This is a genomic window from Hyphomonas sp. L-53-1-40, assembly GCF_000682775.1.
Taxonomy (GTDB): Bacteria; Pseudomonadota; Alphaproteobacteria; order Caulobacterales; family Hyphomonadaceae; genus Hyphomonas.
Window position 1 is genome coordinate 179,216 of the sequence record NZ_AWFI01000001.1, and the last position, 25,597, is coordinate 204,812.

The 25,597-nt window shown below is 56.1% G+C and carries 25 protein-coding genes and 1 tRNA gene; 16 read left to right on the plus strand and 10 right to left on the minus strand.

All coding sequences use genetic code 11. The annotated features are described in order from the left end of the window. Positions 1-27 precede the first annotated feature (27 nt). The gene (recR, locus tag L53_RS00850; protein WP_034810671.1) at positions 28-633 is read left to right on the plus strand and encodes a recombination mediator RecR; all 606 of its coding nucleotides are present in this window, start codon (positions 28-30) and stop codon (positions 631-633) included. 6 nt (positions 634-639) lie between these two features. Here recR and L53_RS00855 read toward each other — a convergent pair whose 3' ends face one another. Both L53_RS00855 and L53_RS00860 read right to left on the minus strand, forming a co-directional pair. Continuing rightward, entirely contained in the window at positions 640-1,782 is a 1,143-nt protein-coding gene (locus L53_RS00855) for a PQQ-dependent sugar dehydrogenase (RefSeq protein WP_034810673.1), read from the minus strand. 119 nt (positions 1,783-1,901) lie between these two features. Beyond that, the gene (locus tag L53_RS00860; protein ID WP_034810676.1) at positions 1,902-4,775 is read right to left on the minus strand and encodes a TonB-dependent receptor; all 2,874 of its coding nucleotides are present in this window, start codon (positions 4,773-4,775) and stop codon (positions 1,902-1,904) included. A gap of 211 nt (positions 4,776-4,986) precedes the next feature. Between L53_RS00860 and queC the strand changes: the two genes are divergently transcribed. Both queC and L53_RS00870 read left to right on the plus strand, forming a co-directional pair. Next, entirely contained in the window at positions 4,987-5,694 is a 708-nt protein-coding gene (gene queC, locus L53_RS00865) for a 7-cyano-7-deazaguanine synthase QueC (RefSeq protein ID WP_034810678.1), read from the plus strand. Between the two features lie 129 nt (positions 5,695-5,823). Next, entirely contained in the window at positions 5,824-6,243 is a 420-nt protein-coding gene (locus tag L53_RS00870; protein ID WP_233347457.1) for a 6-carboxytetrahydropterin synthase, read from the plus strand. Here the strand turns inward: L53_RS00870 and L53_RS00875 are convergent. The 3 genes from L53_RS00875 to L53_RS00885 form a co-directional block, all read right to left on the minus strand. Then, the gene (locus L53_RS00875) at positions 6,240-6,731 is read right to left on the minus strand and encodes a DUF3313 family protein (RefSeq protein WP_034810681.1); all 492 of its coding nucleotides are present in this window, start codon (positions 6,729-6,731) and stop codon (positions 6,240-6,242) included. The genes L53_RS00870 and L53_RS00875 overlap by 4 nt on opposite strands. 97 nt (positions 6,732-6,828) lie before the next feature. Further along, positions 6,829-7,140 carry a cupin gene (locus L53_RS00880; RefSeq protein WP_034810683.1) on the minus strand — a complete coding sequence of 104 codons (312 nt, stop codon included), beginning with the start codon at positions 7,138-7,140 and terminating at the stop codon, positions 6,829-6,831. A gap of 82 nt (positions 7,141-7,222) precedes the next feature. Next, positions 7,223-7,918, minus strand: a complete 696-nt coding sequence (locus L53_RS00885) for a pirin family protein (RefSeq protein WP_034811781.1) — start codon at positions 7,916-7,918, stop codon at positions 7,223-7,225. A 137-nt stretch (positions 7,919-8,055) separates the two neighbouring features. On the opposite strand from L53_RS00885, the gene L53_RS17670 reads away from it, so the two are divergent. Next, on the plus strand, positions 8,056-8,529 hold the full coding sequence (locus L53_RS17670) for a hypothetical protein (protein ID WP_369794147.1): 474 nt from the start codon (positions 8,056-8,058) through the stop codon (positions 8,527-8,529). After that, positions 8,454-8,942, plus strand: a complete 489-nt coding sequence (locus L53_RS17675; protein WP_369794148.1) for a hypothetical protein — start codon at positions 8,454-8,456, stop codon at positions 8,940-8,942. Before L53_RS17670 ends, L53_RS17675 begins: the two co-directional genes overlap by 76 nt. A 353-nt stretch (positions 8,943-9,295) precedes the next feature. Here the strand turns inward: L53_RS17675 and L53_RS00895 are convergent, their stop codons facing one another. Then, on the minus strand, positions 9,296-9,823 hold the full coding sequence (locus L53_RS00895) for a hypothetical protein (protein ID WP_034810686.1): 528 nt from the start codon (positions 9,821-9,823) through the stop codon (positions 9,296-9,298). Between the two features lie 107 nt (positions 9,824-9,930). On the opposite strand from L53_RS00895, the gene recQ reads away from it, so the two are divergent. The 6 genes from recQ to L53_RS00925 all read left to right on the plus strand — a co-directional run bounded on the left by recQ (position 9,931) and on the right by L53_RS00925 (position 14,813). Then, the gene (recQ, locus tag L53_RS00900; RefSeq protein ID WP_034810687.1) at positions 9,931-11,766 is read left to right on the plus strand and encodes a DNA helicase RecQ; all 1,836 of its coding nucleotides are present in this window, start codon (positions 9,931-9,933) and stop codon (positions 11,764-11,766) included. Between the two features lie 114 nt (positions 11,767-11,880). Next, the gene (locus L53_RS00905; RefSeq protein ID WP_034810690.1) at positions 11,881-12,480 is read left to right on the plus strand and encodes an ATP-dependent Clp protease proteolytic subunit; all 600 of its coding nucleotides are present in this window, start codon (positions 11,881-11,883) and stop codon (positions 12,478-12,480) included. A 150-nt stretch (positions 12,481-12,630) separates the two neighbouring features. Further along, positions 12,631-13,986, plus strand: a complete 1,356-nt coding sequence (locus tag L53_RS00910; protein ID WP_034810693.1) for an ATP-binding protein — start codon at positions 12,631-12,633, stop codon at positions 13,984-13,986. Beyond that, entirely contained in the window at positions 13,896-14,246 is a 351-nt protein-coding gene (locus L53_RS16670) for a response regulator (protein ID WP_233347539.1), read from the plus strand. Before L53_RS00910 ends, L53_RS16670 begins: the two co-directional genes overlap by 91 nt. A 7-nt stretch (positions 14,247-14,253) precedes the next feature. Then, entirely contained in the window at positions 14,254-14,646 is a 393-nt protein-coding gene (locus L53_RS00920; protein ID WP_034810699.1) for a DUF983 domain-containing protein, read from the plus strand. A gap of 90 nt (positions 14,647-14,736) precedes the next feature. Further along, positions 14,737-14,813, plus strand: a tRNA-Met gene (locus L53_RS00925). Here the strand turns inward: L53_RS00925 and L53_RS17680 are convergent. From L53_RS17680 to L53_RS00945, 4 genes are all read right to left on the minus strand, one after another. Continuing rightward, positions 14,770-15,939, minus strand: a complete 1,170-nt coding sequence (locus L53_RS17680; RefSeq protein ID WP_084333045.1) for a tyrosine-type recombinase/integrase — start codon at positions 15,937-15,939, stop codon at positions 14,770-14,772. The two genes, L53_RS00925 and L53_RS17680, sit on opposite strands and share 44 nt — an antisense overlap. Continuing rightward, positions 15,936-16,175: a helix-turn-helix domain-containing protein gene (locus L53_RS00935; protein WP_233347459.1), complete on the minus strand. Its 240-nt coding sequence runs from the start codon at positions 16,173-16,175 to the stop codon at positions 15,936-15,938. Before L53_RS00935 ends, L53_RS17680 begins: the two co-directional genes overlap by 4 nt. A 443-nt stretch (positions 16,176-16,618) precedes the next feature. After that, positions 16,619-16,984, minus strand: a complete 366-nt coding sequence (locus L53_RS00940) for a hypothetical protein (RefSeq protein WP_034810709.1) — start codon at positions 16,982-16,984, stop codon at positions 16,619-16,621. 11 nt (positions 16,985-16,995) lie between these two features. Further along, the gene (locus L53_RS00945) at positions 16,996-17,682 is read right to left on the minus strand and encodes a TetR/AcrR family transcriptional regulator (RefSeq protein WP_034810712.1); all 687 of its coding nucleotides are present in this window, start codon (positions 17,680-17,682) and stop codon (positions 16,996-16,998) included. A gap of 676 nt (positions 17,683-18,358) precedes the next feature. Between L53_RS00945 and L53_RS00950 the strand changes: the two genes are divergently transcribed. The 5 genes from L53_RS00950 (at position 18,359) to L53_RS00970 (ending at position 25,594) form a co-directional block, all read left to right on the plus strand. Next, positions 18,359-20,776 (plus strand): sensor histidine kinase KdpD, encoded by a 2,418-nt coding sequence (locus L53_RS00950; protein WP_156947768.1) that lies wholly within the window; start codon positions 18,359-18,361, stop codon positions 20,774-20,776. Continuing rightward, the gene (locus L53_RS00955) at positions 20,769-21,395 is read left to right on the plus strand and encodes a hypothetical protein (protein ID WP_034810718.1); all 627 of its coding nucleotides are present in this window, start codon (positions 20,769-20,771) and stop codon (positions 21,393-21,395) included. Before L53_RS00950 ends, L53_RS00955 begins: the two co-directional genes overlap by 8 nt. A gap of 1 nt (position 21,396) precedes the next feature. Beyond that, the gene (locus L53_RS00960) at positions 21,397-22,809 is read left to right on the plus strand and encodes an adenylate/guanylate cyclase domain-containing protein (RefSeq protein ID WP_034810721.1); all 1,413 of its coding nucleotides are present in this window, start codon (positions 21,397-21,399) and stop codon (positions 22,807-22,809) included. After that, the gene (locus L53_RS00965; RefSeq protein ID WP_156947769.1) at positions 22,799-23,359 is read left to right on the plus strand and encodes a Pycsar system effector family protein; all 561 of its coding nucleotides are present in this window, start codon (positions 22,799-22,801) and stop codon (positions 23,357-23,359) included. The genes L53_RS00960 and L53_RS00965 overlap by 11 nt, the downstream gene beginning before the upstream one ends. Positions 23,360-23,548: 189 nt before the next feature. Continuing rightward, positions 23,549-25,594: an ATP-binding protein gene (locus L53_RS00970; RefSeq protein ID WP_198019699.1), complete on the plus strand. Its 2,046-nt coding sequence runs from the start codon at positions 23,549-23,551 to the stop codon at positions 25,592-25,594. Positions 25,595-25,597: the final 3 nt, after the last annotated feature.

Genomic DNA, 25,597 nt, shown 5'->3' on the forward strand with positions numbered 1-25,597 from the left:
AGGCGCAAATAGCTGACATTGAACGACATGTCCCAGAATTCTGCCGGTCCTGAAATCCTTCGCCTGATTGAGCTGATCTCGCGCCTGCCGGGCCTCGGGCCCCGGTCTGCACGACGGGTTGCACTGTTCCTGCTCAAGCGTCGTGACACATTGCTCAAACCATTGGCGGACGCGCTGGCCGAAGCGGGCGAGAAGATCGAGCGGTGTAAGGTCTGCGGGAATTTCGACACGGTGCAGCCTTGCGCAGTGTGCCAGGCAGGTGGGCGCGAAGATGCGCTGGTGTGCGTGGTGGAGGACGTACCGGATCTCTGGGCGCTCGAGCGCGGTGGCGCGTTCCGGGGGCGATACCATGTGCTCGGCGGCGTGCTGTCGGCCATCGACGGTATTACGCCGGATGACCTCAACATTCCTTCACTGGTGACCCGCGTGGAGGCCGGCGGCATACGCGAAGTGATCCTGGCGCTCAATGCCACCGTTGATGGCCAGACCACAGCGCACTACGTGGCCGAGTTACTTGAGGGGAAGGGCGTCAGTGTCACGCGTCTGGCGCATGGCGTGCCTGTGGGCGGCGAACTGGACCATCTCGATGATGGTACGCTCGCAGCCGCACTCCGGTCACGCCGAGATATCTGATCGGGCCTATTCGGCTTCCGTTTCAGCGATATCCACGCGGAATATTCCGTCGAAATCCTTGGTCGCGACATAGAGGTGCCCATCGGGGCCCTGAACCACGTCACGGATTGCGTATTCTTCGTCAAACAGTGACTGTTTGCCGACCACTTCTCCATTTTCCATGTCGATCCGCGTCAACTCCAGTCCGGCCGGGCCATTCATGCCGCCCGTGAAAAGGTCGCCTTTCCAGCCCGGATAAACGTCGCTGGTCAGCATGGTGAGGCCTGAAGGGGCAATCGACGGCACCCAATAGGTGAGCGGTTGAACCATGCCTTCGGCTTCGGTCTCATTCGTGATGATCGTGCCGTCATAATTGACGCCATAGGTGATCTTGGGCCAGCCGTAATTTGCGCCGGGCGTGGAGATATTGAGTTCGTCGCCGCCTTTCGGGCCGTGTTCTGTCTCGTACAACGTGTCAGTGGAAGTGTCGTAGTACAGCCCTTGAACATTGCGGTGACCATAGGACCAGACTGCGGGCGCACCGGCTTCACCATCGGCAAACGGATTGTCTGCGGGGATAGAGCCGTCTGTGTTGATGCGGACGATGGTACCATGCGTATTGGTAGGATCCTGAGCATCCTTCATGAAGCTGAAGCCTTCGCCGAGGGAAACGAAGAGGGTGCCGTCATTCGCAAATTGCAGGCGCGATCCATAGTGATACGCGGTATCGCGCGCATCGGCCCAGAAGATTTCCTCGACGTTTTCCAGCGCGCTGGCATCGTCGCTGAGGCGGCCCTTGATGACGGCTGCTGCGTTCGCGGCACCATCGCCCTTGGAATAGGAGATGTAGACCATGCGGTTGGTCTCGAAGTCCGGATCCAGCACCAGGCCAAGATATCCTGCCTGACCTTCAATGAACGCTTCCGGCAGGCCGGTCACGGAAGAGGGGGTGCCCTCGCCTCCAGCCACGAATTTCAGGCCGCCTTCTTTCTCTGTGAACAGCAAATCGCCATTCGGCAGGAAGGCGAGGCCCCAGGGCCACTCGGCCTCGGTCACGACGGGCGTGAGTTTCACGTCAAAGTCGCTTGTTGCGACCGGCGTGGTTTCAGCTGGCCCGCCACAAGCGGCAACAATCAGTGCGAGCGGAAGCAGGGGGATGATAGGGCGCATGAGGGCGTCTCCGTTTGAGGCAGGGAGGTTTGCTGGGACCATAGGACGAGCCTGCCGATTGGCCAAACAAAAAGGGCGACCTCGAAAGGCCGCCCTTGGAATTCAGACGAGTCCGGGTCCTACCAGGACTTCTTGACCGTGACGCCGTAGAGGGCTGGCTCGGTCAGGAAGGCGTTGGTGAACAGGCCTGAGGAATCGTCGGTCAGGTAAGTACCGGTGATGACCTCCTCGTCGGTCAAGTTCTTGGCGAAGACTTCCACGCCCCATCCACTCTCTGCATTGTTGAGCAGGATGGACAGGTTGACGTTGGACCAGGATTCCAGTCCATCGCGCGGCGTGTTCCAGATACGGCTCTCGCTTTCCGACTGCATGTAGTAGTCGCCGCGGATCGTAAGGTCCCAGTTGGAATTGCTGATGGCTGGGAATGTATATTCCGCCGCCAGGTTCAGCGTCATGTCCGGGGCGCCCGGCATGGAGTTGCCATCCAGGTTCTTGGCGTCCCCTTCGATGGGCTGCAGGGCCGAGGCCGTCTGCGTGTCGCCATTGGAGTCCGTGTAGGTGACGGTGACGCCGTCCAGACCGAAGGCAGCTTCCTGCCCTGCGAATGCACCGGTACAGAGGCCAAGCGTAGAACCTGGGTCAAGCAGACCACCCTGAATGGCTCCCAGCACTGTGGCGTAGCCCTGAGCGGACACGACACAATTCGAGTAGCTGCTGGAATTCTTCAGCGCGACGAGATCTGCCCGTCCATTGGTGCGGTCGAGCACGTCGATGCCATAAGTGTCGACGACTTCGGCTTTGAGAAGACCAAGATTGGCCGTTAGCAGCCAATTGTCTGCTGGCGTCCACAGGGCTTCCAATTCAAGACCCTGAAGCTCTGCGTCCACGTTGATGTTCACCGACGAGCGGTTGATGATCTGCGTGATCTGATAGCCTTCATAGTCATACATGAAGCCGGTCAGGTTCAGCTGGGCTGTGCCGCCTGCAAACGTGTTCTTCGTACCGATTTCATACGAGTTGATGAATTCCGGATCGAAGGTCTGCGGGAACAGGTTTGCGCCTGCTGGCTGTGGCGGGTTGATGCCGCCTCCCTTGTAGCCCTTGGAATAGAAGCCGTAGATCAGCGTATCGTCTGTGAAGTCGAGATCGGCTGTGTAGTCGAAACCGATACGGCCAGTGATTTCCTGGAAGTCTGCTTTCAGCTTGCCTTGGGAAGCAAGTGGATCAGCACCCGCGGCTTGCGGTGTGAACAGGAAGGTCGAGACGATATCCTGTTCCTTTTGGTCATCCGTATAGCGAAGGCCCAGCGTGAGCTGGAGATCATCAGAGACGTCATAGTAGCCTTCACCAAAGACAGCGAAGGATTCCAGCTGGTAGGGCGACAGCGAGCGGAAATAGTTGCCGCCGTCACCATTCAGGGACAGGTCGAACAGGGACGCGCCATCGGAGGCCGTAGAGCCGCTATCAAGCGGAACGTTGCCACCAAACAAGGCGCCACCAGCCGCATTGTTGATCTGCGTCAGCGCCGTCAGCGCGTTCGACAGAACGTAGTAACCGTCTTCCGCATTGTACGGATCGATGGTTTCGAAGTCCACCTTGATGGCGCCAAGATTGAAGTTGAACGGACCATCATAGTCAGACTGGAGACGAAGTTCGTGGGTCGACTGCTCGCTGTTCGCACCAGACAGATCGAAGGTCCGGAAGGAATTGGCAGCGCCAAGTTCCGGATCGTTCACTACGCCGCCTGGGAACAGGAGGGGATAGAGGGGTGCCAGGGCCGGGTTGATGAAGGGGCCGGCCGTTGTGTTGAAGGTCAGCGATGCAGAGGCCTTGTTGTAATCCTCACGCGATACGACCGAGCTCTCACTATAGCTGCCGAGATAGGTCAGCAGCAGATTGTCGCCGATATCGGCTTCAGCCTTCCATGAATAGAGCGTCTGGTCGGCTTGGTACATCGGGTCGAAGGCAGACTCAATCTTGCGCAAGTCTGCAATGGCCGGATCGAGGTTCACATCGCCGTTCAGGAGGCCAGCAAAGATGCCGAGGCCGCCAGCGAGGGTGGCCTGCGAGTTCACGCGGTCACGGGACTGATCGAGCGGAGCGTCCACACAGCCAAGCGATGTTGCCAACTGGTCAACAGCTGAGACCGGAATGCCCATGAAGCTGTCGAAGCCTTCATCCTTGTCGCATAGCTGCTTGCCGGAGCGGAGGCGTGAATCGTCTTCTTCGAAGTGCTCAACCGAGATCCAGCCACGGGCCCAATCTGTGGGCTCGAATGCCAGGGTCGCCCGCACACTATAGAGGTCACGATCATCGACATCATTGCCGGTTGTCAGATTGTCCACATAGCCATCACGGCCAAGATAGGAGCCAGCCACACGCAGGGCGGCGTTTTCGCCAAGGGGCAGGTTGACCATGCCCTTACCTTTGAACGTGTTGTAATTGCCATAGGTGAGCTCGGCGTCAGCCTGGAATTCGCCCAGTACCGGCTTGGCAGTAATCAGGTTGAACACACCGCCAGTCGCGTTGCGTCCATAAAGCGTACCTTGTGGTCCACGCAGGACCTCGACACGCTCGACATCATAGAACTCGGCTTCGAAGAGGCGGTTGGCCGTAAGCGGAATGTCGTTCTGGTGAATACCCACACCCGCATCGCCGGATTGTGCAACCACGTCAGCGCCAATACCGCGGATCTTGAAGTTGAACGATGTGAAGTTGCCTTTGGTGAAGCTGACGTTCGGAATGGATTTTACAAGGTCAGGTCCACCGGCCAGCTGGAGCCGGTCGAGTGCATCTTCATCGAACGCGGAAACCGCGATCGGAACATCCTGAATGGATTCCTCGGTTTTCTGTGTCGTCACCGTGACCGTTGACAGGGTGCGCGGGCTCTCGTCGGAATCATCCTGAGCGGCGGCCATTGGCCCCACCAGTCCGACCACAAGAGCGGATGCCCCAGCCAGCCAGACGGATTTCGAGTGTCTGATATTTCGCATGTTTTGTTTCCTCCCCTCGGGCCGCTTTAGTGCTGCCTCGAGCAATTTTAGCCGAGCCGGCCTCTTTTGGGCCTGCTTCAATTGTCATCTGAATGCATTCGTGACGGGTCTGTCAACATGACGCTGGGGTAATGACGGGTTTTAAAATGCGGGTGTTAAAAATGTAACGCCCTTGCTTGGCCGCGTTGCCCATGCCTGTTACAGGCGCAGCATGTCACATTCTTCTACAGCCGCACTGGTCCTCTTCTCGGGAGGGCAGGATTCCACGACCTGTCTGGCATGGGCACTTGAGCGATTCGGGCGCGTAGAGACGGTTGGGTTTGACTACGGCCAACGCCACCGGATCGAACTCGATTGCCGGGAGACGGTGCGGCGGGGGCTGGCTGACCTCAATGCAGACTGGGGCAGCCGTCTTGGACCGGACCATATGCTGGATGCAACCGTGCTGAAGTCGCTTGGAGAAACGGCGATGACGCACGATGTCAGCATCGAGATGACAGAAGCTGGCTTGCCTTCCACCTTCGTGCCGGGTCGCAATCTGCTGTTCCTGACCCTGGCAGGCGCTCTGGCCAGCCGCCGGGGCATCTCTGTTCTGGTCGGCGGGATGTGTGAAACAGACTATTCTGGCTATCCCGATTGCCGCGCAACGACGATGGACGCCCAGGCTGAAACACTGAGGCTGGGCCTTGATGTTCCGATGCAAATCAACACGCCGCTAATGTATATAGACAAGGCAGGCACATGGGCCCTGGCAGACGAGCTTGGCGGACAGGCGTTGGTCGATCTGATCGCGGAAGATACCCATACGTGCTATCTGGGCGAGCGCGGCCAGCGCCATGCGTGGGGCTATGGCTGTGGGCAATGCCCGGCCTGTGAACTGCGCGCCAAGGGCTGGGCAGGCTGGAAAGCCGGCGTTTGAACACCCGATTCACTTGCAGAAGAAGCAGCCATAACAACTGGACTTTTCGGGCTTTTTCCAGCAATTGGGCCCCAATCCGCGCCTCAGGCACCTGTTGGCGCAAAACTGCGCAAGAATTGAAGCGAATTGATGACCACACAGATTGACCAGACCAGCACCTCATCCGCGGCGACCAGCCCGGAAGGCCGCATGTTTGCGATCTCGAAATCTGTGAATTTCGAGGCGGCCCATTATATGGGCGGCAAGCCTGAAGGGCATCCATACCGCAATGTGCACGGCCATTCCTTCGTACTGGAGGCGACGGTTGCGGGCACGGTCAAGCCAGGCGAGCAATGGGTTGAGGATTTCTCTCATCTGACCGCCTGCCTGCAGGCCACAGCCGCCAAGCTCGACCACAAGCTGTTGAACGATATTGAAGGGCTTGAAGTGCCCACGCTGGAGCGCATCTGCCTCTGGGCAGCAGCCGACCTCAAAGCTGGCCTGCCGGGCCTGACGAAAGTCGCCATTTCCCGGCCAAGCCTGAATGAGCGGTGCGAGCTGGTTCTCTAGCTGCCCGAAGGCGTACCGGCTGTCAGTTCTTTCACGAATTTGCGGGCAAACCGGTCAGAGGCGCGCTTGGCGTCCTGCCAGGTGGAGATGCCGGCATAGCGGATATCATTCTCGTACCAGTCATAGGTCAGGTCGCCTGTCGCTTTGCCGCTGGCATCAAAGGCCGTTGCTGACAGTTTCATGCCGCCAATGCTTTTGGAGTCGCCATAATCAAGGCCCGGCGTATCGCCCAATTGCTTGAACGTCGGCTTGTTGGGCTTGGCGTCAAGGATGGTCACATCAATGCGGGCTATGTCGAGCCCGGCCTTGCCGAGTTCGCGGGTCAGGTCTTCCTGCACTTCTTCTATCAGGTAATCAGCTTCACGCATGCCATATTCATCGTTCAGCTCCTCGGTGAATTCCGGGCTGAAGGTGACATTGATTTCGCCTGCGAGCGCGGCCGGGGCGGCCAGCAAGGCTAGGGCGGCGAGGGGAACTAGTCGTTTCATCGAAGTCTCTCCAAAACTGCTATAGATTCATCCTACCACGCTGCCCATGCCCGTAGAAGTCACAGGCCTGTGAGCGTGGAGTGCGCCTGTCAGGGGTTCAAACACTGCCTTCCTGCTCGACCACAAGGATGCGGGCTTCACCCCGGGGGTGAGCGACATGTTCGCATCCAATCCCGGCGAAGAAAATGTCTCCTGTTTCCAGCGTCACGATCTTCTCTGCACCGTCTTCGCGGTAGTGCATGTCCACGATCCCATCGAGGACCGCGAACACCTCCTCGCCCTCATTGACGTGCCAGATATAGGGCTGGTCGGTCCAGTGAAGGCGTGTGGTGATCCCGTCCATGTTTGCGACATTGATCGCACCCCAGGCCTTGGGCGCGGTAAACGCCTTGCCGCGGATAACTTGCATCGTGTGACCTCCCACAACCAATAAGACCGAGCCGCATTGCGCTGCGGCCCGGTCTTCGAAGTAACGTGGCCGGAGGCAGAGATCAAACCGTGTCGACGAACACGATCTCGGCGTCGGCAATGCCCTTCACTGTCAGGGTCTCGGGGCCGGTGATGGCGGCCCCGTCGCGTCCGGTCATGACAATGCCGTTCAACTCGACAGATCCGTCGGCCAGCACCAGATATCCATGACGGCCTTCCTTCACTTCATAGGTCAGCGTTTCGCCTTCCTTCAGTGTCGCGCCGAGCACATTGGCGTCCTGATTGATGACGAGGCTGTCGTCTGCGCCGTCACCTGAGGCCAGCACCGCCCAATTGCCGGACCGTTCCCCTTTGGGAAATTTCCGGGCGCCCCAACCAGGCTTGCCGCCTGCTTCACGCGGCAGGATCCAGATCTGGAACAGGGTGGTTTCCTCGTCTTCGGCGTTCCACTCGGAATGCTGCACACCGTCGCCAGCGCTCATGACCTGGACGTCCCCGGCCTCGGTACGGCCGGTATTGCCCATGGAATCCTTGTGCGTGATCGCGCCTGTGCGGACATAGGTGATGATTTCCATCGACTGGTGCCCGTGGGGGGGGAAGCCGGTATGCGGCTGGATCGTGTCGTCATTCCAGACGCGCAAGGCGCCTTCGCCCATGCGCTCCGGGTCGTGATATCCGGAAAAGGAGAAATGGTAATTGGCGTTCAGCCAGTCATTCTGGAACCGGCCGAGCTGTTTGAAGGGTCTGTGTTCAATCATGGCGATTTCCTTTCGCGCTCGTGTTGCAGCGAATATGACGCGTCCGGGCGCTGCCTGTAGATTGCGGCCAGCCATCACACCTATGCATGCCGTGCATAAGTGGAAACGGGCCCGAAACCCGCTAGGTTCCGCCCGATATGACACTGCCCATTATCCACCATCTCGATTATGACGCGAAAACGGTCGCCGATGACCATCGCTTCCCGATGCGCAAATATGCGCTCGTGGCCGAATTTCTCCGCGACGCGGGCCACAATTTCATAGCGCCGGAGGCCGCGCTGGAAGACTGGCTGCACCTCGCGCATGACGAGGCCTATGTCAGCGCCATCATGACCCAGACGCTGGACGCGAAGGCCGCGCGCAAGGTCGGGTTCGAGATCACGCCCGCCATTGCCCGGCGCTCGGCTGCATCGGTCGGCGGCACATGTCTCGCCGCGCGCCTTGCTCTGGAGCAGGGGGCCGCTGTGAACCTTGCCGGCGGCAGCCATCATGCCGGGCCCGAGTGTTCAACGATGTCGGCGTTGCCGGAAAGCTCTTGCTGGAAACGAAGGAAGTGCGCCGTGTGGCGGTCATCGATTGCGACGTCCATCATGGCGACGGCACGGCGCTGATCTTCCGCTATGATCCGCGCGTCTTCACCGCCTCGCTGCATTGCGAACAGAACTGGCCGCGCGAGAAGCCGCCCTCTGATCTGGACATCGGCCTGCCGAAGGGCACGGGCGATGCCGCCTATCTGGCCGTGCTGGAAGACTTGGTCGAGGCCGCGCTCGGCACATCGCCGGATATCGTCTTCTACAATGCCGGGGTCGATCCGCATGCAGAAGACCGTCTGGGCCTTTTGTCCCTCAGCGATGAGGGGCTGCGCGCGCGAGATGGATTCGTGGCGCGGGCCTGCCGCTCAGCCGGTATCCCGCTCTGCGGCGTCCTCGGCGGCGGCTATGCCCGCGACGCCCGCGCCGTCGCCCGTCGCCATACGTTTCTTGTTGAGGCGCTCGGCGCGGCTTTCCAGCGCGTCCCGGACTGACTGGAAGACGAGCAGGACCGGTGCCAGCAGGATAATCAGCACGGCCAGTCCGACCATGCACATGAAAAACCATCCCAGCCAGCCGGGCATATCTCCGACACCGGAGATTTCATCGGATTTCAGGAAGGCGAAGGACAAAGGAAACCCGACAAACAGCAATGCCCCAATCGCCAATCCGACAACCAAATTCGGACGGGATGAGTCACCTGTCGGCGTATATTCCACATTGCTGTACTCGGACCAGGTCTTGATACACGTTTTGGGATTCGCGCCCAGCTTGTTGCGACGCCCCCGGCGGCGGAGCAGGCGTTTGAGTTGCTTTGTCCGGTCACGCGAAGGAGTTCGACTGGTGGTCACGCCTCGGTCTCCTGTCTCTTTTCAGAGGGCGAAGGATCGCTGTTGGTGGCTTTGGCCTGACGTTTCGCGATGATGCGATCGGCCCGCGCGATGAGCCGTTTCCGGACGGCCGGGCTGTCCCCATCCAGCTGTTTCCAGAACCACATGAGCGGCGCGAGCAATGCCAACCCAAAGACACTGGCAACCAGCAGTAGCGCCAGAACAATGGTCGTGCGGATCAACATCTCTATGACATCACGAGAAAGGGATTCCAGATTGTGAGGGTCTACATTGATGATCAGAGGGCGCATCAGCGCGATGGCGACCGGAAGGACATAGATGAAAATGATGGCCAGAATAGCGACAATCCAGCGTGTGGTCGGCGAATGGCTGGACCCGGGCGTGTGCGTATAGCTGCTGTGCCAGGCATGCAGGGTCGTGTCGGTGTGGGGATTTGCACCGGCCTTGCCGCGACGTCCACGGCGGCGGAGCAGGCGCCTGAGACTTTCAGTGTGATCACGGTTCGGCGTGTTGCCGGATGTCATGTCCTGTCATCCCTCCCTCTCTTCAATCTGGGGGCGATTTGCACCTTCTGCAAGGCGTTGCACATGCCGCTCTTGCCCCGACTCACTTGCGTCGCCACAAGAGGCTGATGCCTGCCCAGCCAACTCTTGATGATGCCCGCGCGCTGCTGAAGCGCGTCTATGGCTATGACGCCTTTCGGGGGTTGCAGGAGGCGGTGATCTCGGATGCGCTGGCGGGCAAGGACGGCCTCGCCGTGCTGCCGACCGGCGGCGGCAAGTCGCTCTGCTACCAGATCCCGGCGCTGTTGCGCGACGGTATCGGCATTGTGGTTTCGCCGCTGATCGCGCTGATGGCCGATCAGGTTGATGCGCTGAAACAGGTCGGCGTGCGCGCCGAACGGCTCGACTCCTCGATGGATTTCAATGCCCGCGCCGAAGCGCTGGAGGCGGCCGCGCGTGGCGAGATGGATCTGCTCTATGTCTCGCCCGAAGGCATGGGCACGGGGCTCGCCCAGCGCCTCGCCCAGATGAAGGTCTCGCTGATTGCCGTGGACGAGGCCCACTGTGTCAGCCAATGGGGCCATGATTTCCGCCCGGACTATCGCGCGCTGGGCCGGCTGAAGGATATGTTTCCCGGCGTGCCGCGCCTGGCCGTCACCGCCACGGCCGACACCCGTACGCGCGACGACATTCTCGCCCAGCTCGACCTGACGCAACCAGCGGTCCATGTGGCGAGCTTCGACCGGCCCAATCTCGCCCTCGCCGCCGAGCCGAAGGAGGGCAACCGCGCCCAGCGGGTCGTCTCCCTCGTCAAGGCGCGTCCGGGCCTGTCCGGCATCGTCTATGCCGCCACCCGCAACGCCACCGAAGACCTCGCCGAGGCCATCGAACGTGCGGGCATCACGGCGCTCGCCTATCATGCGGGGCTGGATGCCGATGTGCGGGCCGAGCGCCAGCGGCGTTTCCTGCTGGAAGATGGCCTCGTCATGTGTGCCACCGTTGCCTTCGGCATGGGGGTCGACAAGCCGGACGTCCGCTTCGTCATCCATGCTGATCCGCCAAAGACGATGGAAGCCTATTGGCAGGAAGTCGGCCGCGCGGGCCGCGATGGAGAGCCCGCCGAGGGTGTCGCGCTCTACGGCCCCGCCGACATGCGCCGCTCGCTCAGCTGGACCTATGAGGGGGACGCGCCCGAAGCGGTCAAGCGGGTGCAGATCACCAAGACTCGCCAATTGTTTGCCTTCTTCGATGGCGATGAATGCCGCCGCGCCGCCGTGCGCCGCTATTTCGGGGAAGAGGGGGTCGAGGCCTGCGGCGCGTGCGATACCTGCCGGGGTGAGACCGGCGAGCCCTATGATGCAACCCGCTGGGCACAGATGGCGGTCTCCGCCGTGTTGCGCTGCGGCCAGAAGATCGGGCGCGGCCGCCTGATCAACCATTTGCTCGGACAGGCCAAGGACAGTTTCGACGAGGAACTCTCCACCCAGTCGACCTATGGCATCGGCAAGGACATGCCGAAACAGGGCTGGGGGCGCGTGTTCGATGCCTTGCTCTATGATGGCTTGCTGGCCGAAGGCGGTGAGATGAACCGGCCTGCAGTCGTGGTGCCGGATGCCGAGGCCGCCCGCGCCCTGTTCCGGGGCGACCGCACCCTGATGCTGCGCGCTGACCCCGCCGCCACCCGCAAGCGCGCCAAGGGCAAGAGCCGCGTGGCGGCGCAAGCGCTGGCTGACATGTCGGAGCGCGACCAGATCCTGTTCGACATGCTGCGCAGCTGGCGCACCGAGATCGCCAAGACGCGCGGCGTGCCGCCCTATGTCATCTTCCATGACCGGACCCTCGCCGAAATCGCCCGCGAGCGCCCCGTCGACGCCGACGAGCTGCGCCTGATCAGCGGCGTCGGCGAAAAAAAGGCCCAGCGCTACGCCGAAGACGTGTCCCGCATCGTCGGCGAGGCGGCCTGATCACGCCTGCCTCTGTCACAGGTTTTCGCGCGGACAGGCAGGTCCAGCCTTGACCCGGCGCGCGTGGCACCTCACCTATAGGCTCAACCAGATTTCCCGCCTTTCGGAGTCCTCATGAACCTTTTGCACCGCCTCGATGACGAGACAGAAGAAAAGCCCCAGTCCGAGCCGAATGCCTTCCTTGAGGAAGCGCTGTTCAAGGCCCGCACCATCCTGCTGACAGGCGGCATCGATTTCCATGCCGCACGCCGCGTCAGCCAGCGCCTGCTGGCCCTGTCGGCCGAAAGCAAGGAGCCGATCCTGCTGGTCCTCTCCTCGCCCGGCGGTCACGTCGAAAGCGGCGACATGATCCACGACATGATCAAATTCGTCGAAGCGCCCGTGAAGATCCTCGGCACCGGCTGGGTCGCCTCGGCTGGCGCGCTGATCTATGCGGCGGCGAAGAAGGAAAACCGCTTCTGCCTGCCGAACACTCGTTTCCTGCTTCATGAACCGCGGGGCGGCGTTGGCGGCCAGGCCACGGATGTTGAAATCCAGGCCCGCGAGATCATCAAGATGCGCGAACGCCTCAACAAGATCTTCGCAGCCGCCACGGGCAAGTCGCTGGAACAGATCAAGGAAGACACCGATCGTGACTTCTGGATGAGCGCGGAAGAAGCCGTCAAATACGGCCTCGTCGGCAAGGTCGTGAACCATCGCAGCGACGTCAACTAGGCGCGCCCCCGCGCTGAAAGATTACCGAATTGAACGCCCGGTCCTCCAAAAGGATCGGGCGTTCATTTTTGGTTAGGGATGTGTTTGCCGCACGTAAAGGTTTATGGAGCAAGGTGTCTTCTTAACCTGTGTAAGGACACCGTCGCTTTCATGCCGGTACGAGTAGAAGACATTGCGGTCGCTGTGCGGCCTGTACCCACAGCTGCGACCGTGTCAGCGGTCTTTACGCGGTTGCTCGCCCATCCTGATGTATTTGCCGTGCCGATTGTCAGCGATGGCGCTGCGCTGGGCATGGTCTCGCGCCGGTCCGTGTTTGAGGCGCTCGCAACCCCCAGCGCCCGTCAGGCTAATGGCACCACGCGCATTACCGAAATCATGATCGAGCATCCCATCATGTGCGAAGCTGGAACACCGATCGGCCTGGTGGCAAAGCTCGCCGCGGACGGCTCGACCTCGGCGCTGACCGATGGCGTGATCGTCCTGTCTGACGGCAAGTATCTCGGCCTGATCAGCCCTGCGGCGCTGCTGTCTGCCGTCGCGCTGGAAAACGCCGCCCGCGCCCGCGCCATGCAGGTCGCCCAAAAGCGGCTACAGAAGACACGGACGGATACGGGCGCCTTCGAACAAGAGAAGGCGCGCTTCCTGGCATTTGTCGGGCATGAGATCCGCACGCCACTGACCGGCATTCTCGGCGTTGCTGACCTGTTGCAGGACAGCGTGAGCGGCGGTGAGCCGAAACGCCTCGCACGCACCATCTCGGAAAGCGGGCACCATCTCGACCGACTGCTGAGCGACCTGCTCGATCTGTCACGCCTGGAAGCTGGCAAGCTTTCCGTGAACAATGCGCCGTTTGACCTGCACGATTTCGCGAATGAGGCGCGCGATCTCTGGCAGTCGCGTATCGCCGGCAAACGGCTGGACCTGCGCATCAAGGTCGCCGGCGGCGCTGTGGCAAGGCTGGAAGCCGACGCGATGCGGCTTCGCCAGATATTGTTCAATCTGATGAGCAATGCGCTGAAATTTACCGAGCGCGGATATATCGGCGTCGAGCTGTCCACATTCGAAGCCGCGGGAAACCTTAAATTGCGGATGACGGTGGAAGACACTGGCTGTGGCATCAACGATCTCGACAAGGCGCGCCTGTTTGAAGCCTTTGAACAGGCCAATGCCTCTACCGCCACCACGCATGGCGGATCCGGCCTGGGTCTGTCCATTGCCAAGGGGCTGGCCAAGCGTCTTGGCGGAGAAATCCTGCTGACGGACAATCCCAATGGCGGATCAATCTTTACGGTCACCATGCCCGTCGAACGGGCGGGGCCGCGGCTCCGCCGAAGCCCCGCATGCGCGCCTTTGATCTGGGCCGCATCCTGCTGGCCGAAGATCATGCCGTCAGCGCCCTTGTCGTCACCCGCGCCCTGTCGGCGGCAGGCTGGCAGGTGGATTCAGTCCAGACCGCCGAAGACGCAATCGACCGCGCCGCGACCAACACGTATCAGGCCATCCTGACAGATATTCACTTGCCGGGGGCCACCGGCGACGAGGTCCTCAAGGCCATTCGCGATGGGCGAGGCCCGAATGCACTCGCGCCGGTCATTGCGGTGACCGCGGATGTCAGCCCGGAGCGCCGTCTGGCGTGCGAAGAGGCGGGCTTCACCACAATCATCGAAAAGCCGATCCGGCCGCGTGCGCTGGTCGCGACGCTTGTCGACATCCTCCTTGCGGATCGCGCAGCAGCGGCCGAAGCAGACCACCGCCAATTGGCCTGATCCGGGCATGACGGGTCACACGCCTGCGCAAGACCAGAAACCGAGCCTGATGACCGCCATAGGGCGAGGGCTTCGATTTCGGTGTCCCAAATGCGGGCAGGGGCGGATTTTCCGCGCATACCTGAAACAGGCCGATGCGTGCGATCATTGCGGCGAACCGCTTGGCAGCATTCGCGCCGATGATGGCCCGGCCTGGTTGACCGTTCTGTCGCTCGGTCCATTCCTCGTGGCAATAACCTTCTTTGTTTCGTTCGGCCACTTCCCGCTCTGGGCCGCTCTGCCGGTGGCCGCCATCGCCGTCACCGGGGCGGTGCTCCTCCTGCTTCCCCGCATCAAGGGTGCCTTCATCGCGGCGCTCTGGGTCTCCGGTATGGGCACTGGGGCAGGGAAGGCCGATTGAGGGCCCGGAATTCTCCTGCATCGCGTGCAGGCCGGGTGCTTGCGGAGGCGGGAAACCGCGTGTATGAGGCGCGCTTCGCAACAGCGAAACGGTTCGGTAGCTCAGCTGGTTAGAGCGCGCGACTCATAATCGCGAGGTCGGGAGTTCAAGTCTCCCCCGAACCACCACCTGCCTTTTTAGGCCCTGACTCCATTGAATTTTTTCGTCAGATTGCCCCGCACGGGCATTTTGCGGGGCACTTTGTTCCGTATATCTTCTAATTGCGGCGTCTGCGAGCCGCTGTTGGTCGGCGCCTTTCGTGTAGATCGAAGCCGATCTTGTGTCGCTATGGCCCAATTTTGCAGCGATTTCATTTTCGGTCGCGCCGCTTTCCGCCATGCGGATTCCATCAGCTTTTCTGACGCCGTGAAGCGTCAGGCCAGGCGGGAGGTCAGCCTCTTTCACCCAACGCCTTACCGCCGCGCCGAAACCCTTTTCCGAGTAGGGTTTTCCGTTGGCGGTTTGGATGTAGTGGAGGCCGCTGGATGGCGCTGTATCTAGGGCTTCGGCCATGTCCGACGTGACCATGATGGCGACCATCTTGCCGGTTTTCTTCTGCTCAATACGCAAATGCGTATCGTCACGATGCTGGCGCCCAATGCGAACCACATCGGACCGTCGCAATCCACCATCGAATGCCAAGTGGAAAGCCGTCCTAGCTGTTGTACCGTATGGATGCGCCGCTTTGAACGCTTCGCGCTGCGTGGCTGTCCACGGCTTCCAGGTGCTGTCACCCATTTTCAGGCGCTTCACGCCTTCTGCTGGATTGTATGAGACGTGCCCCGCGTCGATGCCCCAAGCATAGAGCAATTTCACTATTTTGATCATGTTGTTCGCCGCGCCAGGCGTCTTGGCGCGCCTGTCGCGCCCGGCCTGAACGGCTTCGCGCGTGAGTGTTCGGCAATCGAGTTGGCCGGTTTCTCGAGCAATACGCAGCAAGATCGAGCGCCGCTGAGTTTGGGTAGCCGGTTTCGCTTCGGCAAACTCTGCACTGGTCAGGTAGTGGTTGATGAGCCAGTGCAGCGAGTAAACCGTGACATAGGGATTTTTGGGACGGGCGACCACGCTTGATCTGAAATCTTCGAGAATAGCGTTGTATTCGGCAACCCAAGCTTCGCTTCCTTCTTTGGCGCGTATCCTGCGTTTCTTGTTCTTACCGTCCACGACCAGACGCACATACCAGCGCTTTCGCCCGGACCGGTCACGGTCACACATGGTGAAAGGGTATCGGATCGCTGCCACAGAAGACCTCATATCGCTTGGCCAGACCAATCACTTGCAATCGGCTCGCCATTACGGGCCAGACTCTCTGCATGTTCGTCAAGGTCTCGGATATCCCAGAGCCGTTCGCCGCCGCGCAACAATGGCTGCGCAAGTTCGCCTCTATCGACCAGCCGACGCAGATTCGTCGGTGATGTGCCGATATAGGCAGCGGCATCGTTCGCCTTCATAAGACGCGGCCAAGCGCTGATTGTCTTTCTCTTCGTCACGGGCTCGGGCTCTCGGCTCCTTGTTCGCCAATAGGTTTGGCGCCAGACTCCATGAGATCAGGAAATCGCAATCGGCGCAGCAATATCCGCTGACAGGAATGATGCTTTAAAACGCACCATAGTTTCTGTGAGCGCGCGGCATGATTGCCGGGTTATTGACCGCGTTCTTTAATAATCGTCCGCATTGCGGTGATAATTTCAGTTTCAGTTATTGCAGAGTCTATTTGCGCTACGACCAAATTTACAAAGGCAAAGGCTTCAGTAAGTCCGCTACCTTGATGATAATCGACCGTAAATTGCCGTTCCAACATGTCCGTCCAAACATAAGCCACGCGCCTTACGAGGTTTTCCAAGGCGTGTTTGCGCTTGCGGCCTTTAGCTGGTGCAAATCTAGCAACACCTAAATCGGCGGCAGTATCTAAAAGTGCTAAAAGGTTTTCTAGTTATACGAGATAGGAACTTCTTGGATATTCTTGAGCGTGGCCAATCACAGGAATGTTGGCATCAGATACTGGCGCGATCTTGTGGCGCGCGGCCCAATACAGATCGGTTTCCAGATCTTCGAATTTCGGCGCTGACAGGAAATCCCTAAAACGGGCCGTTTCAGATTTCAGCGCTTGATAGCTGGATCGAAGCCTTCGTTCTGACGCCTCGTCGTCAAAGATGCGCAAATCCACCGCATATCGGCGCGCTATCAGCTTTAGTTCATCAACTAAGGTCGAAGTTTCGAGAGTTATCTCAAACCGCGTTCCAAGATCGGCAACGAACTGTTCGGTTATCATCTTATCCGGTGTAGCTGAGTTGATCATATCATGCCGCCCTAGACCTTCTTGATGCGAGTTTGGGCTGGTTCCTTCGCGGATTTAGATTTGCGAAGCTTTGTCTTGCCAAGAGGTGCTGACAGAAGTTTTACGATAGTAGCGCGATACCCCGAAAGACTAAGCGGTGCCGGTAGGGCCCAAGAAATCACGGCGTCTGTCAAGATCCCAAATGATGCCTGGATTGCGATAGCCAGTTCGGCTTTCTGATTTCTATCGGAATCAGCTGGCAATATCTCAACCATCTGATCCACAACAAAAGACCGGTACAAATCAAAGGATTCGCGGTGCTTCAAATCAGAAAAGCCGCGCTTCACCGCCATGCGCACGATACCGGCAAACTCTTCGCTTGCGAATTGGGCGACAAGTGTGTCGGCAACAGCTGCGGCAAGTTGGGAATTTGAAACTATAGATGCGCTGGCGCGTTCAAAGCCCTGCTGCGCGGTCAGAAACGTATGAAGCGTTGCGAAGTCCAAGAACGCATCCTTGTCAGAGAATCGGACGTAGAACGCACCGACCGATATTCCTGCAACTTTCGAAAATTGGGCAACTGATATCTGCTCGAAGTCGGATTGGGCTAGCAGATATACCCCCTCTTGATAGAGCTTCAGCGTTTTCGTTTCACCCAAGCTCACCAAGATGCGGTGACGTCCACGCTTGCCAAGGGATTTCCGCGCATGCTTGGCCATAGATCTAGCGTTGTCACAGAAATAACAGAATCCGAATTCTTATTTCATATCAATATATGGCTAGGGTGACTATCGGAATGAATGAACGCCGTGTCTTGGTGGTGCATCTAATAACGATTGGAGCCGAGTCTAACGCCAAACTTTGCCTACCGCTCTCGACCAACCTGAACAACCTATTGAGTGGGATACCTGCCTAGTTGAAGAGCAAGACGTGCGTTAGACCACGACAGGTCGTTGCGGTGATCTCAGCTAAGAAGTGGCACAAGTGGCTGGCCGCGGTCACAGCATGACATCGGTCGGCAACCTGTGCCGCCGCTTTGCGCTTCAACTCGTCTGCATTTCGATTCCGTCTCAGCCAACCGACTGCTGTATGCCTCCAATTTTACATTGGAATGCGTCCACCGCTCAGTGGCGAACATCAGAAGTTACAGCGATGTCTCAGCTGGCCCGCGCTGGCGATCACACGGCATGTCTGACTATGTGCAAAGGCGCGAGACGGCATTGAATCTGAATTTTCTCTTGTAGTTGTATGAAAATTAACAACAAATTGTATTTCTGGCGCAACAGAGGATCGTCCCGAAGCACAGAACGTCGATTTTGAAGCGCGGAAATATAGGTGGAGGAGTCTATAGATGACCATGAGTACTACGATGCACGTCGGCGATGTTTGATAGATATGGCTAGAGAACGTCGCTTAGAGGACTTTCACATATTAAGTGAAACGAATGCGCAAAACATATCGGCAAATAGGCGCGCGCTGCTGAATGTTCTCAGAAAAAGCTTGCACGATTGCGAGGATCTTATCTGGCTTGCCGATCGCGATGGCAATAACGAGTATCTCGCATTATCCTATTGCTCCATTGCCGACACTGATGCTTCCAGGGAAAGCCCCTTTTCAGAAGTGTTTGTACAGTGCTCACTATCTCAAAGCTCTGATCAATTTCGTCGAAATTGTGAAGCCGCAATAGAATCGATCACAAGAAATCTTTTGCGTCGATCAGGTAAGCGCGATCTCGTATTGCATCACAAGGTAATAGAAGACTTCATAGATACGTCCGCTGATGATGATCACCTGCCGAGCCGAAAAATACTCGGCTGGTTCACAGTTGCGATACCAAAAGACGAAGTCCTATCCAATAGGCAAGAACGACTGATCGAATTCTCAAGCCGGGTTCTCGCAATCGCACTGAGGCAAGGGAGAGACAACAGGCAGCTCAACGCGATTCAACAGATACACAATATACTTAGCTCAAGCAATGATCCCAGTGTTGCCTTAGCCAGAGCGGAAGAACTATTGATGGATTTCTGCTCTATGTCGGAAGCAAAATTCTGGACGACACAAAGCAATGACCGGATAATTTCGGGGAGCAAACGCGGCCTTCGTTCGCCGAAAGAAAAAAAACTACGGGGTCGAACAGTATCGATCGACATACTCAATACGCTGAAGTCGGCCCCAGAGTTCACATTGGACCTGGATGAAAAATCCGCTCTGACCGTGCAAAAGCAAAATCACCTAAGGGCATCGACAAATGCGGGAGGGCACCAGATTTATGAGCCACAAGATGGAGAACAACAAGGATACATCTATATCCCGCTAGTAGAAGCAGGACTAAAGATCGAGAGCCATAAGTTCAGCCCACTGAAGGATGCGCCGAAGCTCTTTGAAAAGACCTCCGTAGTATCTCACGCGATAACGCTCCACAAAAAGCGATCGCCTCTTTTCCTAGCCGGAACTATTAGCGCGACAGACGCAAAAGTTGCCAACGGGATTCGTCGAGCTTTTCAGGGTTTTTTTTCCGCGGCTCTATACGAAGAGAAATTCACAAAAATATCAGAGTTTTTTCAGTCGAGATCGGTTGACGCTGAATTGAATGAGGACACGCTCCTTGGGTTCATCAATGAGTTTATTGTCGAGGCCCGGAATATTTTTCTCCTAGAGTACAAAGCGAAGTCGACGGGCGAAACGATTGAACAAATAAAACTTGGGTCTTCTTCGCTCCCATCGGACTACCTAGGCAACCTTCAAGCCTATTTGCGCAACAAGCAAATGGATCAAACTGACACCCACAAACCGCCAAATGGGGACGCGGTCAACATGGTGGGCGCCGACCTAAAGTATGAGCGACACACGCTTCTCGAATTTCACCTCAACAACACATTCTCATCAAACCGAGTGTTGGTCATCGATCTTCATCGACCAAGTATATCCCTCAATGATTTTCGCATTCTGCAGCACTTGGTCAGCGAACTCGAATTGTTTTTTAGGAACCGAGATAGTGTGTTACGAAGATTCAGTGATCTTGCGCAAATACGACATGCAATAATCGCTCCCGTCTCTGCAGCAAATGCGGAAATCATTGCTTTTCAAAAAGTGCTTGCGGCAAGCCGCCACTCTGAAAAGCAATGGCTGCGGCTCCTCAAGCGTCGAAACATTTGGGAAGGCCTTGATCTCGCAGTTGATCTCGGGGAGATCGCCAAGTTGCTAGCGGAAAGTGGGCGTTACCTTTTTTCGCGACCCACCCACAATCAGCTCAACATTAAGAACTTCGACATCGAAGTTCTTATGCACTTAGCTTTGCAGACGTTCAATAGTCGTCGAAGACTACAAAAGTTCGTATTCCGACAGTCTGTGGTAGGAACGCCAAAGGTTCACAATGGCGATCGACCGCTGATGTTTGTCGTCCTCGTAAATTTGCTCGACAATGCCATTAAGTATTCTCAGCCTCGAGTTTCAAAGCAGTACTATGACCGAAAGTACCCAAGCCTCAATCTTTCAGACCAATTTCTGGTGGAAACAAAAATCGCATATGAGGATGATGGATATCGAGTCGAGGTTTCGAATGTTGGAAGATATCTGCCCGCTCGTATGCGAAGAGTCATCTTCCAGGAATTTGGTCGTGGGGAGCAAACCAGTAATCTAAACTTGTCGCATGGGACGGGCATAGGCCTTGCTGCAGCTCGCCAGATCCTTCTCGCCCACCATCAATCAGCAGAACTGAAATACGAATCGAAACCTTTGGAAGGCCCAGGTGGTCCCGCATACACAACATTTCACTTCAGGCTTCCATATTTGATCGGAGAACGAAATGGCTAAAGCGAATAAGGCTCGAAAACGAATAGTGCTTCATATAGAAGACGAGTTCAGTCATTGGGCAAATCTAAACGAAACGATAGAGGCATCGATATTAGAATACCTGATTCTTATCGGCCAGCAATACTACGACTCATTTGAGTACTTTGAGCCCGTGAACGAAACACGGTCGCCGGTCATAACGAGAATGACTTGGGAGGACAGTGTCGGCAAGCAGGAGTTAGTCTGGATTCTCAACTATGATGATGATCTTTCATCACTTGTGGCCGACAAAGTATTTAAGGATACGGATCCGCTCGATCGATTCTTCATTCTCGATGCATCAAAAAGATCCGAGGATTCAGATCCAAAGAAGACACTACTCGACAACTTTCTGGCTATCGATCCTTTTCTTCATGATACTGAGGAGTGCGTTCGGGTGTTTACCGCTTACAAGCGAGATATGACCTCAGGCGCCTGGGACATGATGATCCCTATAAGGAGGAGGGGCCAGGAATCCGAAGAGGTCAACATTAACGATCTTAGTCACTTGATCATAAGCAAAACGGGCATTCGAGGTAGGAACTCAGAATTTCCGGGAGATCTTCAAGAAACTGTGATGAAGTTTGTAACAGGTAGCTGAAATGACCAAGCAGTACTCTCTTTATGACATGTTCCGGCAGCGAGATTTTTTTACGCTGGATGATTGGTGGCGTATACTTAGTAAGGAGAAATTCGCTCAAGCCTCACGGTTGTCCGACGCCATGAATGTCCTTAGATATCAGGAAGGAGAGGTTTTTCCAGATGTAATATGGGGATACGAAGCAGAGTCGGCCACACCTCGTTTCTTTTTTTTTGGAGGTAGGCCCAGCGCGTCGAATATCTCAAAAGCTGACCAACTAATTCATCTTAAGTGGGCGTTCTTTGGGCTATGGATTCCATATCTTGCTTCGGTTGCGCGTGCGACGCCCAATGCGGATGCGGTCTACGAAGGGCTCGTCTATCCTAAGGGACGCACATCTCTGAAAGAGAATGTTTGGAAGGATTTGTTAGGGCGGACGCGCAATACCTTAACTGGCGAATGGCAAAAGTTTGAAGACTTGATTGTATTTGGTCTGTACAGAGAACGACTTGACCCCGAAACAGGCAACCCAATAAGCTTCGATGATGCATCCTTCAAAAGAGCTAGAGAGGAAATTGCATCCAGTTACTACGACCAACACAACCTAAAACAGGCGGTAAATCGTAACATCCCCTGGGAAAGTATCTATCGTTCTAGAAAAGATGAGCCGGACGCTGTTACATCTATATTTCTCGACCCCAAAACTTTTTACCCATCCGGTACTCAAGACACGACTAAGTTTGCTTGGCCATGGCAGAGATGTATTCGGGTGTGCAGGGGCGATCCGTCAGGAGATATCGTGGGGCTTGAGTACGGGTCTATTCGGACCGCCTCCCTAGTTTGCGACTTGAGATTCTCGACGGCTGCAATGCAATTATTTCTGTCACCGCAGGATTACGCCATCTTTATCGACAAAATTGTAAACTGCACGAAGTCCATAGTTTTGCGCAATGGCGGCTTTTTCGACAAAGAAACAGGAGATGGGCTGGTAGCACATTTCTGTTCAGGTAATGGCCACGATTGTGGTTCAGACGAAGAGAGCTGCGATCTCGTCGAGCTGGCGCTCGCAGCTGCCAGAGATATCCGCCAAGCGACGAAGCAAATTTGCGCCGACGCGCAGTCGCATTTAGGACAGGGTATAGGCGCGCTTCAAATTTCAATCGGGATCCATGTCGATGACGCGGTATGGATCGCCGACGAAGGGCAGATTAAGGCAATAGGCCCTTCGGTTGTGTGGGCAGCCCGGCTCTGTAGTTCGGCTAAGCCTCTTGAAATCTTGATTTCCAATGCGAGCTATCAATGCTTTGTTCGAACAAAACGGATGCCGACAGTTTTAGCTTTCAAGAAGCGATATGTTGAGTTCAAGGAATATCGCTCTGAGAGCAAGCTGTTCTGCTACTCAGATCAAATCGAAGAGAACATCAATGACATCTGATAGAATGAATTTTCTGAAGGAATTACTTGCCAGACAATTTGAAGTGCAGAAATTTGCGGAGGCAAAGAATGCCGCGCTTCTCGCGGCAAACTTGGCAAGCCTGACCATATACCTGAGCATTCTTTTTGCTGATCATGTATACTCAGTATTCAGAGTTTATGCGGCGACTTCTCTTTTTTTCTTCGCGGTATCCATCGCCTTTTGCGTGCATTCTTTTTTGCCAAAAAGTCGGCCCAACGAAGTCAGTGCGGACGACAATGATGGAAATGGCAGCCTGTTGTTCTATGAAGATCTCAGTGGTCTAAGCATCTCCAAGTTTTCATCGATCTTAAATGAATCAGGAAGCTGGTCGGAAGGTTTAAGCGGCCTTGAGAAGGATTATGTCGAGCAGATCATTATCAACGCCAGAATAACTCGGAGAAAAATGACACTGTTTAAATTTGGAATGTATGCATTCGTCCTAGGATTTTTCTCCCCCATAGTCGGCGCTCTATTTCTTCTATGGAACACGATTAGTGATCATCGCTTCAAAAATGGTGCTTCCTTTTAGAGTCTCAGCTCAAGGAAGCATTCGGATTGATTTGTACCCTAAATATTGCAAATTCATTTTTATATCTTGTCAGTGTCACACATGACGAGAATAGGATATTCGACCAGGTCGCTAGCCGTCCAGATAGTACGGGGTGATGTTTAATCAACGCCATATACCCCTGCACTAGAATTTGGACGAATTCCCACTTTGGAGCTTGCAAGCACGAATGAACCGACGCTAGTTAAGGTTGTGAGCAGCCCAAACCTCCCTATCGAGTCAATCGAAGACAGCGGCGAACTATCCAATTGGCTGGATGACCCTTCGAATGATGGGCAGTTGGTGAAGACGAAGCTCAGCACGAGTGATCGTGTGATCGCTCGCGTCACTGACGGAATTTACCGACAGCCGGCTTCGGCTCTGCGTGAACTCATTTCCAATGCCTGGGATGCTGATGCGTCAACCGTAACCATATTAACTGACGCACCACGATTCTCGCGCATATATATCCGAGACAACGGACGCGGAATGTCGAATGAGGCGCTAACGCGCCTCATCAAGAATATAGGAGGAAGCGCCAAGCGCCGCGAGGAGGGGCAGTCTCTTGGAATAACCGCATCTCACGACACCAATCTAACACCCGGCGGACGACCCATAATTGGGAAGATAGGGATTGGACTATTTTCAGTTAGTCAGTTGGCAAGAAACTTCCAAATTACGACGAAGGTCAAAGGTTCAAATTACCGCATGATAGCGGAGGTTCGCCTAAGACAATATTCTGAAGATGGAGAAGACGAAGCCGACACTGAATCTGAGGATAAGTACATGAGCGGAGACGTATTTCTCCGTCGTGATAACACTGACGATACCGAAGCCCATGGCACCGATATCGTCTTGGAAGAAGTTAAAAAGCCAGTGCGCGATTTGTTGCGGAGCGCATCTCGCTGGCAGAGTGTCGAAGAAAAGCAAACAGCAGAATCGAACGGCGAAGCCGACGATCTATCGATTGCCGATGTTGAACCGCCCATCTTTCATTCCGGCTACATTAAAAACCTCAACGATCCAATTGAGCAACCAAGTTTGTTGAAAATTGCGCCTGAATATCCATGGACCAACGATGACGCCCCGGCAGTGCGAATGGATAAACTCGTCGATGCCGTGGAAGGCCAGTTTACACGAACTGCTCGTCCTGATCTCAACTCGACTTTAGATACATACTTAGAGATGATCTGGTCGTTAGGATTGTCCGCACCAGTTCAGTATGTGTCAAAGCACCCATTCGATTTGTCTACGCATGATTTGCCGCTCAGGGCGTTTTGGATAACTGACGGCCGAGGACGAGGGAAAGAGATCAATTTAGAATCCGGCAGATCGATTCGAGAAGCCGTAAGTGAGCAAATCGATGGCGCTCCGAAACTAGTTTCTGGAGATGATCCCTTAGGTGGCTTTAAAGTCTTTATTGATGGTCTGGAACTTAGACGTCCAATTCGGTTTAAGTATCACAGTACTGGTGAGCGTGGGTTGAACCATGCAGTCATGTTTGTTGGGGCCTATGCTCCAGATCTGTCGCAAGTATCGAATGTCTATCGGGGTGGAAAACTGTCGCTAGAGGGATACTTGTTTTGGACCGGCCGGGTCATTCCGAAAGAAAATAACGGCGTGCTTGTTCGCATTCGTGATACTAGCGGCGCTCTGTTTGATCCGACCTTCTTTAACTACCAGGTTTCGGAACTAACGCGACTGAGACAGATCACTTCGGAATTGTTTGTTATTCGAGGCCTAGATGCCGCTTTGAACATTGATCGAGAATCATTCAATTACGCCCATCCTCACGTTCAACTGGTCGCGCGCTGGCAACATGCCGCCATTCGGCAACTGACTAATAGGGTCAAATCCATGGCCGCAGACAAGCTGCTTGAACGAAGAAACCAAAAAGCTTCGGAGGTTGCTTCTGAGCTGATGGACGAGGCAGCAAAATTATGGAGACAAAGACAAGGATCTGAACCACCGCCGGTGGTAGTGCTCGCCAATTCACCAATAGAAGCGCTTGCGGCCCGACAAGATGGCGCAATCGCGGTAGAAAGATCAGCACTATCGATACCGGTGGGAAGAAAGTCTTCGACTGAAATGGATTCGAAGACGACCGCCCTCATTACAGCTCTCGCAGCATTTGGGGTCCTAGAAGATCGGACCTACGATGAGCAGCAAAAACTCATCCGAGCCATTTTGGCCATATTTGCTGACGGCGCAACGTGATCG

Coding starts and splice junctions, on each gene's coding strand:
- L53_RS17670 (WP_369794147.1), top strand. CDS start 8,056: ATGACACTGCCCATTATCCACCATCTCGATTATGACGCGAAAACGGTC.
- L53_RS00905 (WP_034810690.1), top strand. CDS start 11,881: ATGAACCTTTTGCACCGCCTCGATGACGAGACAGAAGAAAAGCCCCAG.
- L53_RS00940 (WP_034810709.1), bottom strand. CDS start 16,984: ATGATCAACTCAGCTACACCGGATAAGATGATAACCGAACAGTTCGTT.
- L53_RS00875 (WP_034810681.1), bottom strand. CDS start 6,731: ATGAAACGACTAGTTCCCCTCGCCGCCCTAGCCTTGCTGGCCGCCCCG.
- L53_RS00955 (WP_034810718.1), top strand. CDS start 20,769: ATGGCTAAAGCGAATAAGGCTCGAAAACGAATAGTGCTTCATATAGAA.
- recR (WP_034810671.1), top strand. CDS start 28: ATGTCCCAGAATTCTGCCGGTCCTGAAATCCTTCGCCTGATTGAGCTG.
- L53_RS00945 (WP_034810712.1), bottom strand. CDS start 17,682: ATGGCCAAGCATGCGCGGAAATCCCTTGGCAAGCGTGGACGTCACCGC.
- queC (WP_034810678.1), top strand. CDS start 4,987: ATGTCACATTCTTCTACAGCCGCACTGGTCCTCTTCTCGGGAGGGCAG.
- L53_RS00895 (WP_034810686.1), bottom strand. CDS start 9,823: ATGACATCCGGCAACACGCCGAACCGTGATCACACTGAAAGTCTCAGG.
- L53_RS00920 (WP_034810699.1), top strand. CDS start 14,254: ATGACGGGTCACACGCCTGCGCAAGACCAGAAACCGAGCCTGATGACC.
- L53_RS00860 (WP_034810676.1), bottom strand. CDS start 4,775: ATGCGAAATATCAGACACTCGAAATCCGTCTGGCTGGCTGGGGCATCC.
- L53_RS00880 (WP_034810683.1), bottom strand. CDS start 7,140: ATGCAAGTTATCCGCGGCAAGGCGTTTACCGCGCCCAAGGCCTGGGGT.
- L53_RS00960 (WP_034810721.1), top strand. CDS start 21,397: ATGACCAAGCAGTACTCTCTTTATGACATGTTCCGGCAGCGAGATTTT.
- L53_RS00950 (WP_156947768.1), top strand. CDS start 18,359: ATGGCTAGAGAACGTCGCTTAGAGGACTTTCACATATTAAGTGAAACG.
- recQ (WP_034810687.1), top strand. CDS start 9,931: ATGCCTGCCCAGCCAACTCTTGATGATGCCCGCGCGCTGCTGAAGCGC.
- L53_RS00885 (WP_034811781.1), bottom strand. CDS start 7,918: ATGATTGAACACAGACCCTTCAAACAGCTCGGCCGGTTCCAGAATGAC.
- L53_RS00965 (WP_156947769.1), top strand. CDS start 22,799: ATGACATCTGATAGAATGAATTTTCTGAAGGAATTACTTGCCAGACAA.
- L53_RS00870 (WP_233347457.1), top strand. CDS start 5,824: ATGACCACACAGATTGACCAGACCAGCACCTCATCCGCGGCGACCAGC.
- L53_RS00855 (WP_034810673.1), bottom strand. CDS start 1,782: ATGCGCCCTATCATCCCCCTGCTTCCGCTCGCACTGATTGTTGCCGCT.
- L53_RS17680 (WP_084333045.1), bottom strand. CDS start 15,939: ATGAGGTCTTCTGTGGCAGCGATCCGATACCCTTTCACCATGTGTGAC.
- L53_RS00910 (WP_034810693.1), top strand. CDS start 12,631: ATGCCGGTACGAGTAGAAGACATTGCGGTCGCTGTGCGGCCTGTACCC.